Genomic DNA, 8,585 nt, shown 5'->3' with positions numbered 1-8,585 from the left:
CGCCTAACCATCCACGGTTGCTCGACCCGAGGGTTCTTCTTCGTCGGCCTCCCCTCAAACCGCCCGCGGGCCTGACGCAAGGGCCGGTCACCACACGCGCTACGGCAGTGGCTCGCCCCCCGAACGCCCTCGGGTCAAGCCCGAGGGTGACGAGCGGTGGGTGGCGAAATCATGCGGCAAACGCCGGCCCGACACCCCCCTATGCCGCCGGAGTTTCCTCGTCCCCGCCATCCTCGCCGCCTTCATCCGGCTCCTCGGCCGGCGGGGGCGGGGTGGTCTCGGACACGAGGCGCACATTGGTCACGTCCTTGAGCGCGATCTTGTTGCGGCCCACGGTCAGCATCGGCTCGGGGCCGGAGAAATCGATGGCCGTGACGATGCCGACCGAATTGGTGGAGACGGCCACGGTATTGCCGTTGAGATTGGTGCCCTTGATTTCGATCGTATAGACGCCGTCGGGCTGGATATTGCCGTCCGAGCCCTTGCCGTCCCACAGGAAGGCGCCCGCGCCGGCATTGAGCGAGCCGGCCTCGGTATAGACGACGCTGCCGGCGGCGTTCTTGATGGTCACGGTGGCATTGGCGACATTGGCGGCGGCATTATAGGTCCAATAGGCCCCGCCATCCTTGAGTTCGGCGGTCTTGCCGCTGGCGGTGACTTCCTTGCCGATATAGGAGACGGCGTCGGCGCGGGCCGTGCTCTGGGTATTGAGCAGCAGCGCCTCGAGGAAATCATTGGTCTTCAATTGCTGTTCGACCCCGGTGAACTGCACCAATTGCTGGGTGAACTGGTTGGTGTCCAGGGGATCGAGCGGGTTCTGGTTCCGCAATTGCGTGGTCAGGATATTGAGGAAGGTGTCGAAATTCTGCGCGATGGTCTGGCGCGAGGTATTGTTGGCGCTGCCCGACCCGGAAACTCCTGCAACCGTCATGAAGCCCGCTCCTTACGCGATGATATTGACGCCGCTGGCCTGAAGGCTGCCGCGATAGAGATTGACGATGGGCGGAACCTCGTCCGCCTCGGCGCCCGCCGGCGCGTTCCCGGCGGCAGCCGGGCCGTCCTCGCGCTGCTGGCGGTCCTGCCCGGCAAAGGGGTTCTGCTTGAGCGAGAATTCCAGGCTGGTCTTGTTGCCGTCGAGCCCGGCCTGCTGCAGGGCGCGTTCCAGCGCCCGCTGATCGCGCTGCATCAGGTCCAGCGTTTCGGCCTTCTCCACCGTCAGCCGCGCATGGACCTGGCCGGCCTTGTCGATGTCGAGCCGCACATCGATGCGGCCCAGTTCTGGCGGATCGAGGCGGATCTGGAACCTGGTATTGCCGTCCTGCACCTGCCGGGCCAGTTCGAACGCCAATTGCGGCAGGTTGAGCTGCTGCTGGCTGGTCTGGTAGCCGGCCTGGACGACGCGCGGGCCGGCTTCGATGCGGATGGTCGCGGCGTCCTGCTGCTGGGCCTGGGCGGATGCGGGCGGCGCGACATCGGCCTCGGCCTCGGCAAGGCCGGCGGCGGCCTGGGGCTTGGGCGCTTCAGTGCCGGCCGGCCGGTCCTCGCGCCGGCCGGATGACTCATCCGGCCTCACCGCATCGCCGCTGGCGGCGGGCTGGGCCTCGGCCTGGGCCGGCTTGCCGGTCAGGACCGGCTCGCTCGCCTTGAGGCTGGGCGGGGCCAGCGCGGGTTCTTCGGGTATTGCCGCCGACAGGGTGGCGGCGAAGCGGCCCAAAGCCGTTTCGATCTCTTCGGCCATGGGCGCGCCCGGCTTCATGCCGCTGGCGGCCAGCTTTTCTTCGCGCACCGCGCCGGCTTCGAGCGCGGCCAGCAGGGCCGCGAGCTTGTCGGTCAGCGCCTTGACCTGGTCATGCGCGGCCGTGCCATTGGCGGCGGCCGGATCGGCCAGCGGGCCCAGGAGCAGGTTGAGCGCGCCGGCAAGGCCGGTTTCGGCGCCCTTGGTCTGTTCGAGCAGGGCAGCAAAATCCTCGGGCAAGGGCAATTCGGCCAGGTTCAGCCCCAGCGCGTCGGCCAGGCTCGTCAACGCTTCCTCGACCCGCGCCAGCAATTCGGGATCGGGCGTCGCCCCGCTATCGAGGCTGGCCTTGAGCGCGGTCAGCGCCTCGACGAGCCCGACCATGGGCGCGGGATCGGCGGGGGATGCATCGGGCGCCTGCAGGTCGAGACTGGCGGCCAGGGCCTGGTCGGTGCCGTCGCTGCCAGAACTGTCCTTGGGCGCCGTGGTTTCCGTGCGGCCATTGGCATTGGCGGCCTTGCCGGTCCGGGCGCCGGTCTCCGACGGCGCCGTTTCGGCCCTATTTTTTAGCACCGAGGCGAACAAGCCGGGCGTGCCTTCGCCGTCGCGCGCCGGCTGCGGGCCGCCGAAGGGCCGGCTGCCGACATTGCCGGCGGGTCCGCTGATGATGGTCAAATGTGATGCCACGCCGGGCGCCCTTGAAAACAGACTGATCCGGCAGAAGCGATGCAAGCATCTTGCCAAACCGCGCTCTTTGCTAAAACCGTTATCTTTCAAATGTTTATACGAAGGGTGAGGCCCGGTCCCCGTCAGGGCGCCGGTGCAAAGCTGCCGCCGGGCGGCAAAAGCTGCCGGGCGGGAATGGACAGAGCGGCCCCTTGGGCGTAGAACCCCGCCTCACAGTTTCCGCTGGCCCTTGACCCCAACCGGATACGAGAAAGATGCTGAACTCGCTTGATATCGCCAAGCGCCCGGAGGACACGCGCGTCGTCGTCGCCATGTCCGGGGGCGTGGATTCCTCCGTCGTTGCCGGATTGCTCGCCCGCCAGGGCTATGAAGTGGTGGGGGTGACCCTGCAGCTTTACGATCATGGCGAGGCCATTCACCGCAAGGGCGCCTGCTGCGCCGGGCAGGACATTCACGATGCCCGCCGCGTCGCCGCCAAGCTGGGCATTGCCCATTACGTGCTCGACTATGAAGAGCGCTTCAAGGCCTCGGTGATCGAGCCCTTCGCCAATGCCTATCAGCAGGGCGAAACGCCGGTGCCCTGCATTGCCTGCAACCAGTCGGTGAAATTCGTCGACCTGATGACGGTCGCCCGCGATCTCGGCGCCGATGTGCTGGCCACCGGCCATTACGTGCAGACGCGGCTTGGCGCGGATGGGCGGCGGGAATTGTTCCGGCCGGTCGATAATGACCGCGACCAGTCCTATTTCCTCTTCGCCACCACCCAGGAACAGCTCGATTTCCTGCGCTTTCCGCTGGGCGGCATGGGCAAGGCCGAGGTGCGCGAACTGGCGCGCGAATTCGGCCTCGAAATTGCCGACAAGCATGACAGCCAGGACATCTGCTTCGTGCCGCAGGGCAAATATGCCGATATCATCGCCCGGATGCATCCCGAGGCCCTGAGCCGGGGCGAGATCGTGCATATGGACGGGCGGGTGCTGGGCGAGCACGAGGGCATCGTTCATTACACGATCGGCCAGCGCAAGGGCCTGGGCATCGCCGCCGGCGAGCCGCTCTATGTGGTCAAGCTCGATCATCGCAGCGGCCGCGTCATCGTCGGGCCGCGCGAAGCGCTCAAGACCCATACGGTGCGCCTGCGCGACGTCAATTGGCTGGGCAATCTGCCGCTCGGGGAAGCCAGCGCCGGCAATGGCGCGCCGGTGGAGGTCAAGGTGCGCTCCACCCGGGGCCCGCAGCCGGCGGTGATCCAGATGCGCGACGGGGCGGTCTATGTCACCCTGGTCAGCGGGGAATACGGCATCTCGCCCGGCCAGGCCTGCGTCTTCTACGCCGATGACAGCGCCACCAGCCAGGTCCTGGGCGGCGGCTTCATCGCCGAAGCCGTGCCCCAGGCCTTGGTGGCTTAGCTCTTTCGAGGCGCCGATCTACCTCTCCCTTGGGGGAGAGGTCGGCTTGCGTAGCAAGCCGGGTGAGGGGGCCTTTCGATCAGCACCGAATTGGGGAAGGCCCCCTCACCCGCCGCTTCGCGTCGACCTCTCCCCCAAAGGGAGAGGTGGCTTCGCCTTTAATCCCCGCTCAATTGCTCCGCCGTCGGCTCCTTCGCCGCGTTCGCCGCTTCCTTGAGCGCGTTGTAGGAGCCCAGGCCCCCCATCATCATCGACACGGTGATGACCAGGACCAGCGCGCCCATGGCGAGCAGGAAGATGCGGGTGCGGTTGAGGCCGAGGGGGCCTTTTTTCTCGTCCGTCATGGCGGGCCTTCAGCAAAACAAAAAAATCTGGGCACTGGCCAAAGGAAAGGCGCGGCCGCGCCGTCTTAGCCTCTAGAATAGCCCGGAGAGGCAAAACGTGCATGCACAGATGATGGGACTGACCGCCGCACCCCCGCCGGACCACGCCGCGCTCCTGCAGACGCTGGTCGCGCGTGCCCGCAATGGCGATGCGGCGGCGTTTTCCGAGCTGGTCGAAACCCATTATGACGGCATCTACCGCACCGCCTGGCGCTGGTGCGGCGATCGCCACGATGCCGAGGACATCGCCCAGGAAGTCTGCGTCAAGCTGGGACAGGCCATTGCCGGGTTCGACGGGCGCAGCGCCTTTTCCTCCTGGGTCTACCGCATCACGCTCAATGCGGTGCGCGACTGGCAGCGGGCCGGGGCGCGGCGGGGGCGGCATGCGGATGCCTATGCCGAAATCACCCCCGCCGACCAGCAGGCCGAGCAGGAGGAAGCCGCGACCAGCCGCCAGCTCTGGTCGGCGGTGCGGCGCCTGCCGGAAAAGCAGCGCGATGCGGTGCTGCTGGTCTATGCCGAGCAATTGAGCCATGCCGAGGCCGCCGCGATCATGGGCATAAGGGAGGCCACCGTCTCCTTCCATGTGCACGAGGCCCGCAAGACATTGAGGGTTCTGCTATGAACCACGACACCGATCCCTTCGAGAGCCTGAAAGCGGTCCCGCCGGCGCCGCGCCCGGAGGCGCGTGCCCGGGCGCTGGCCGCTGCCCGCAATGCCTTCGATGCCGAACAGGCCAAAAAATCCGCCGCCGCACCCAAAGGAAAGAATCCCGGCGGGCGTCTCATGTCCATCTTCGCTTCCTTCAGAAGGATTTCGATCATGGATATGCGTCTTCCCATCGGCACCGCGGCCCTGGCGCTGCTGGTGCTGCCGCTCGGCGTGCAGCTCTACACTTCCACGGCGCTGACGCCCGAAAGCGCCCGGCCCGTCCAGCAGCCGGCCATGCGGGCCGATGCCGATGGCGAGGTCGCCGTGGCGCCGGAGGGCCTCCAAGCCACGCCCCGGCCCAGCCCGGCGCCGGCGGCGGAAATGGCCGAGGACATGGTCATGGCCGAATCCGCGCCCGCCATCGCCCCGGCGCCCCCGGCCAGCATCCTCAATCGCGCCAAGCAGGCCGACGGCATGGCGCTGCCCATTGGCGGCGCTGGGCCGCAGGGCATGGTCATGCCTTCGCCCGGCCGCATGGCGGAGCCGAGCGGGGACAGTTTTGCCGGCTTCGACGAGCAGCGGCTCAAAGTGGCGGCGGAAGAGCCGGTCTCCACCTTCTCGCTCGATGTCGATACGGCCAGCTATGCCTATACGCGCCGCATGCTGGAAGACGGCTATCTGCCCGATCGCGACGCGGTGCGCATCGAGGAGCTGATCAATTATTTCCCCTATGATTATCCCCCCGCGGAAAGCGCTGACACGCCTTTCCAGCCGGATGTGAAAGTCTTCCCCACGCCCTGGAACGAGAAGACGCAGATCCTGCAGATCGGCATCAAGGGCTTCGAGCCGGTCCTGGCCGATACCAGGAGCAATCTCGTCTTCCTGATCGACACCTCCGGCTCGATGGACGAGCCCGACAAGCTGCCGCTGCTCAAGCGTGCCTTCGGCCTCCTGCTCGACCAGCTCTCGGGCAATGACACGGTGTCCATCGTCACCTATGCCGGCTCCGCGGGTATCGCACTGGAGCCGACCAGCGCCGACAACAAGGCGCGGATCATGGCGGCGCTCGACCAGCTCTATGCCGGTGGCTCCACGGCGGGCGCCGAGGGGATCGAACTGGCCTATTCGCTGGCCGAACAGGGAAAAATCGAGGGCGGCACCAATCGGGTGATCCTGGCCACCGATGGCGATTTCAATGTCGGCATCGACGATCCCGAAAAGCTCAAGCACTTCATATCCGACAAGCGCCGGACCGGCATCGGCCTCTCCGTTCTCGGCTTCGGCCGCGGCAATCTCGACGATGCGACCATGCAGGCCCTGGCCCAGAACGGGAACGGCAATGCCAGCTATATCGCCAATTTCGCCGAGGCCAGGAAGGTGCTGGTCGAGGAGATCGGCGGCACGCTGCATACCATTGCCGGCGATGTGAAGGTGCAGGTCGAGTTCAATCCGGCCAGGATCGCCGAATATCGCCTCATCGGCTATGAAAGCCGGGCGCTCAATCGCGAGGATTTCAACAATGACGCGGTCGATGCCGGCGAGGTCGGCGCCGGCACCAGCGTCACCGCGCTCTACGAAATCACCCCGGCCGGAGCCGGGCAGGTCGATCCGCTCCGCTATGGCACCGCATCGGCACCGGCGGGCGGGGATGAGCTGGCCTTCCTCAAGCTGCGCTACAAGCTGCCGGGCAGCGATGTCAGCCAATTGCTCGAAGTGCCGGTAACGCCCGAGGTGGTCTATGACGACATCGCCGATGCGGGCATGGATGCCCAATTCGCTGCGGCTGTGGCCGCCTTCGGGCAGAAGCTCAAATCCAGCGCCTATGGCACGGCCATGGACTGGGCCGAGATCAGAGCCCTGGCCCAGGCCGGCCGCGGCGCCGACGAGGGCGGCTATCGCGCCGAATTCATCCGCCTCCTGGACATGGCCGCCCTGTTGAAGCCGGATGGTTCGGCTTCGCGGTAAGCAGGACCGTCGCATATGGGCCGATAAGATCGAAGGGGCCATCCCCCACCCCATCCCTCCCCGCAAGGGGGAGGGTGCCGGGCCGGCGTATGAGACGCCAATACTGCCCCACACTGGATGCGGCACCTCCCCCTTGATGGGGGAGGATGGGAGGGGGTGACGGCAAGCACGAGACAACTGGCCATATGCGATAGCCCTGGAGGAAGAGCGGAGTGTTTACGTTGGACGCTTTCCCTACCCACGGAGTCATTCCCGCGACAGCGGGAACCCCTGTTTACGCCCTTGTATCGGTAACGGAGGTCCCCGCTTTCGCGGGATGACATCGTGAAAAGTCACAAACTGACGCACCCTAGGTAACCCCTCTCCCTCTTAGGGGGAGAGGGCGATAGAGCCGTGATTCCAGCCCCATCCAGATCGTCACCCTCGGGCCTGACCCGAGGGTTCTTTGTTTTTGGGAGTATTGCAAACGCCCTCGGGTCGAGCCCGAGGGTGACGATCCGTGGTGGGGTGTCTCCTCTTAAGGGGAGCCAAGCAAAAGAGCCGTGATTCCAGCTAAACCCGAACCGCCTAGTCCAGCGGCTGCAATCCGGCCTCGATTTGCGCGCGGTGCGGTTCGAGGAAGGGGGGCAGTGACAGGGTCTCGCCCAGGCTTTCCATCGGCTCGTCGGCGGCAAAGCCGGGCACGTCGGTGGCGATCTCGAACAGAATGCCGTTCGGCTCCCGGAAATAGAGCGAGGTGAAATAGAAGCGCTCGACCTCGCCCGAGGAGCGGATGCCGAAGGAATTCACCCGGTCGATCCATTCGCGCAGGCTCTGCTGGTCCGGGGTGCGGAAGGCCACGTGGTGGACGCCGCCGGCGCCGGGCCGCGCGCGGGGCAGGCTCGGATCGACCGAGACATGCAGTTCGGCCGCCGGGCCGCCCGGGCCCATTTCATAGACGAAGACTTCGCCATTGCGCTCGCGCGCCGGATAATGCCGCACCTGGCGCATGTTCATCACGCGGGTCAGCATGGCATCGGTGGGCTCCAGCGTCGGCACCGAGAGCGTGATCGGCCCAAGGCCGATGATCTGCTTGTCGGTCGGCACCGGCGACTTGGCCCAGGGGATCACCGTGTTCTTGTCATCGACGACGAGGCGGAAACGCTGGCCCTCGAAATCCTCGAAATCGAGCGAAACATGGCCGAAACGCTCCTTGATGCCGGAGGTGGAGACCTGGTTGGCCTCGAGGTGCTCCTTCCACCATTGCAGCGTTTCCTGGCTGTCCACGCGCAGGCCGGTGCGACCCACCGTGTGGTTGCCGCGGGTTTCGCGCAGGGTGTTGAAATCGAAGAAGGTCAGGTCCGCCCCGGGCGAGGCCACGCCATCGCCATAGAACAGGTGATAGGCCGAGGTATCGTCCTGGTTCACCGTCTTCTTGATCAGGCGCATGCCCAGGGTCTGGGTGTAGAATTTCAAATTGCGCGGCGCATCGGCGGTCACCGCCGTCAGATGATGAATGCCGCCAAGTTCGAGTGTCATGATCTTAGCTCCTCATGCGGCGTCGATGCGCCGTGTTCGACAAGCAATGTATGGTCGGCATCCTTCGTTGCAAAGCAAGACAATCGCAACGGATTGGTATCGATTGTCGAACGATGGACGGTTCCGCGATGCTGCCCCCCTTGAGGGGAGGGGATGGGGAGGGAGTCCATCAGCGGGTCACTGAACTACCCCACCCCTGGATCGTCACCCTCGGGCTTGTGTGGAGGAAGTGTGGTTTAC

7 protein-coding genes are annotated in these 8,585 nt (G+C 65.9%); 3 read left to right on the top strand and 4 right to left on the bottom strand.

Annotation, left to right across the window (positions count from 1 at the left end; genetic code table 11):
• Positions 1 to 199 precede the first annotated feature (199 nt).
• Both A3840_RS09680 and A3840_RS09675 read right to left on the bottom strand, forming a co-directional pair.
• On the bottom strand, positions 200 to 931 hold the full coding sequence (locus tag A3840_RS09680) for a flagellar hook assembly protein FlgD (RefSeq protein WP_067455510.1): 732 nt from the start codon (positions 929 to 931) through the stop codon (positions 200 to 202).
• 12 nt (positions 932 to 943) lie between these two features.
• Entirely contained in the window at positions 944 to 2,422 is a 1,479-nt protein-coding gene (locus A3840_RS09675) for a flagellar hook-length control protein FliK (protein WP_131798293.1), read from the bottom strand.
• 254 nt (positions 2,423 to 2,676) lie between these two features.
• Between A3840_RS09675 and mnmA the strand changes: the two genes are divergently transcribed.
• The gene (gene mnmA / locus A3840_RS09670; protein ID WP_082903790.1) at positions 2,677 to 3,828 is read left to right on the top strand and encodes a tRNA 2-thiouridine(34) synthase MnmA; all 1,152 of its coding nucleotides are present in this window, start codon (positions 2,677 to 2,679) and stop codon (positions 3,826 to 3,828) included.
• 158 nt (positions 3,829 to 3,986) lie between these two features.
• On the opposite strand, the gene A3840_RS09665 is transcribed toward mnmA, so the two are convergent.
• A complete protein-coding gene (locus A3840_RS09665; RefSeq protein WP_067455504.1) occupies positions 3,987 to 4,172 on the bottom strand; it encodes a hypothetical protein in 186 nt (61 codons plus the stop codon).
• A gap of 112 nt (positions 4,173 to 4,284) precedes the next feature.
• Here A3840_RS09665 and A3840_RS09660 point away from each other — a divergent pair, with 112 nt between their 5' ends.
• Positions 4,285 to 4,836, top strand: coding sequence for an RNA polymerase sigma factor (locus A3840_RS09660; protein WP_067455512.1), 552 nt, complete (start codon positions 4,285 to 4,287; stop codon positions 4,834 to 4,836).
• Positions 4,833 to 6,827, top strand: a complete 1,995-nt coding sequence (locus A3840_RS09655; protein WP_067455501.1) for a vWA domain-containing protein — start codon at positions 4,833 to 4,835, stop codon at positions 6,825 to 6,827. The genes A3840_RS09660 and A3840_RS09655 overlap by 4 nt, the downstream gene beginning before the upstream one ends.
• 567 nt (positions 6,828 to 7,394) lie before the next feature.
• Here the strand turns inward: A3840_RS09655 and A3840_RS09650 are convergent.
• Entirely contained in the window at positions 7,395 to 8,345 is a 951-nt protein-coding gene (locus A3840_RS09650) for a ring-cleaving dioxygenase (RefSeq protein WP_067455498.1), read from the bottom strand.
• Positions 8,346 to 8,585: the final 240 nt, after the last annotated feature.

The organism is Devosia elaeis (genome assembly GCF_001650025.1).
Lineage (GTDB): Bacteria > Pseudomonadota > Alphaproteobacteria > Rhizobiales > Devosiaceae > Devosia > Devosia elaeis.
The sequence above is the reverse complement of the archived record's forward strand: the minus strand, read 5'-3'. Positions and strand labels throughout refer to the sequence as shown.